At 68.8% G+C, this 2,181-nt stretch carries 2 protein-coding genes and 1 pseudogene; 1 reads left to right on the top strand and 2 read right to left on the bottom strand.

Annotation, left to right across the window (positions count from 1 at the left end):
- Together ACZ53N_RS37155 and ACZ53N_RS37150 are read right to left on the bottom strand one after the other, a co-directional pair.
- The coding region (locus tag ACZ53N_RS37155; protein WP_469145108.1) for a helix-turn-helix domain-containing protein at positions 1–83 on the bottom strand (83 nt) is incomplete at its 3' end.
- Positions 65–541: pseudogene (locus ACZ53N_RS37150) on the bottom strand (IS110 family transposase); the annotation flags it as partial. The pseudogene ACZ53N_RS37150 and the gene ACZ53N_RS37155, both read right to left, overlap by 19 nt.
- Before the next feature lie 524 nt (positions 542–1,065).
- Between ACZ53N_RS37150 and ACZ53N_RS37145 the strand changes: the two are divergent.
- Positions 1,066–2,115 (top strand): IS110 family RNA-guided transposase, encoded by a 1,050-nt coding sequence (locus tag ACZ53N_RS37145; RefSeq protein ID WP_469145107.1) that lies wholly within the window; start codon positions 1,066–1,068, stop codon positions 2,113–2,115.
- Positions 2,116–2,181: the final 66 nt, after the last annotated feature.

Below are 2,181 nucleotides of genomic sequence, written 5' to 3'. Positions count from 1 at the left end.
CGAACCCCGCTTGGGCCGGACGCTTTCCAGGCCTGCCGCCACCGCTGGACCGACCGGACGCTGACCCGTAACTCCTTCGCGATGTCCGTACTGCCTCGGCGGCGAGGTCCTGGTCGAACCCGACGAGGACGGTGAGCTCGGCGGTGATCTCGTCGGTGAGTTCGAGCGAGCGCAGGGTGTGGGGCATGGTGCGGGCGGCGTCCGCGATGACCGCGGCGTCCTTCGCGTCGGTCTTGGCCTCGCCGGGGTAGAGGTCGGCGATCCGCCGCATGGCCAGTCCGGGCAGGTAGGCGACCTTGCAGCCGGCGTCGCGGGCGACGGTCAGCGGGAGGGCGCCGATGGAGGCGGGCTGGTCCACGATCAGCAGGACCGTGCCGAACTTGGCGGCCAGCTTGTCGAAGACAGCCCGCAGCTTGGGCTCGCTGTTGGGCAGTGGCTTGTCGAAGACCTTCTTGCCGGCCGGGGTCAGCCCGTGGCCGTGGTGGGCGGTCTTGCCGACGTCCAGGCCGAGGAACACGCCCACGTCACCGGTGTCGAACATCGTGCACTCAACTCCTTTGGTGCGGCTGGCCTGGGCATCGGTGTCGTACGCGCGCATCCACGTTATGCAGACCTGCCGCCCGCAAGCGGCCCGGTGTGGCACCAGGCCGGACGGTGGCCGGACCTCTTATCAGCGTCTCCGACGGCACCTCTCGGGCCCGGTGAACACCACCCCCAGGTCATTCGGTTCGACAGGGGGACACAGTCATGCCGGGCCCGGAGGCTAGCGGCCCTCTTGCGGGGCCGTGGAGAAGATAACTGTGAGAGTTCTTCTGCGGCCCGGGATGGGTTGCTGCCAGGCTCGGCGCTTGTGATCCGGCATGACTCGCAAAATAACTGGCGCCCCGTCAGGGGCTGCCGTGCCCCCGAGATGTCTGCCGGACGCGGGCGTCGGCCTGGCCCACCCGTTGGCTTGATCAGCAGCTTGTCCGCCGTATCTCGTTGTGACTCATCACAGTTCCGCCACGAGGTGACTCCACCCAGGCCGACGCCGTTCACGGTCGTCCTCTGGAGGAGATCAACCGCATGCCCATGCTCGCAGAACAGGTTGACGGCGTCATCGGCGTCGACACCCACCGCGACACCCTTGCCGCCGCAGCCGTCAGCCCCATCGGCGCCGTCCTGGAAACCACCGACGCCGCCGCCTACCGCCGCGGATACCAGCGCCTGCTTGACTTCGCCCGACAGCACGTGCCGGGCCGTCGCTGCTGGGCGCTCGAAGGCACCGGCAGCTATGGCGCCGGCCTCACCGCCTTCCTTGAGGACGCCGGCGAACGCGTCATCGAGGTCTGCCGCCCCAAGCGTCCACCGGTCCGTGGCGGCCGCAAGACGGACATGCTCGACGCCATCCGCGCAGCCCGCGAAGCCCGCGCAGCCCTGGCCACCAAGCATGTCATCCAGCCCCGCAAACGCGGAGAACGTGAAGCCATGCGCGTGCTGCTGGCCACCCGCCAGGGCGCCGTGCACGCCTCCACCGCTGCCATCAACCAGCTCAAGGCCCTTATCATCTCCGCACCGGACGACCTCCGCGCCGAGCTTCGCCGCCTGAGCCGACCTGCGCAGATCACACGCTGCGCGGGCCTTCGCGACCGCCCCGCGCTGCCCGTCGAACACCGCATGACGATCCGTGCCCTTCGTTGTACTGCCCAGCGCGTTCGGCATCTGCAGGCCGAGGCCCGCGAGCTGGAGAACGCGCTTCTCGCGCTCGTGCGCGAACGGGCGCCAGAACTCCTGGAATTGCTCGGCATCGGTCCGATCACCGCAGCTCAGATACTGGTCAGCTGGTCACACGCGGGCCGGTTCCGGTCCGAGGCCGCCTTCGCCGGTGTCGCTCCGATCCCGGCCTCCTCGGGCCTGACCAACAAGCACCGCCTCAACCGCGGCGGAGACCGCCAGCTGAACCGCGCAATGCACACGATCACGCTGATCAGGATGAGGCTGGACCCTGCCACGAAGTCGTACGTCGCCCGCCGCATCAGCGAGGGCAAGAGCTATCGCGACGCCCAGCGATGCCTCAAGCGCAACATCTGCCGCCAGATCTTCAAGATCCTAGCCTCGCTGTTTCGCTTGGGGTGACGAGGTGATGCTGTGGGGTTGATCGAGGCGGTATCGGGGGGTGGGCATGGTGGGGGCCCGGCGCGG

Source organism: Streptomyces sp. NPDC033229 (genome assembly GCF_055576875.1).
This window is presented reverse-complemented; position numbering and strand designations above follow the sequence as displayed.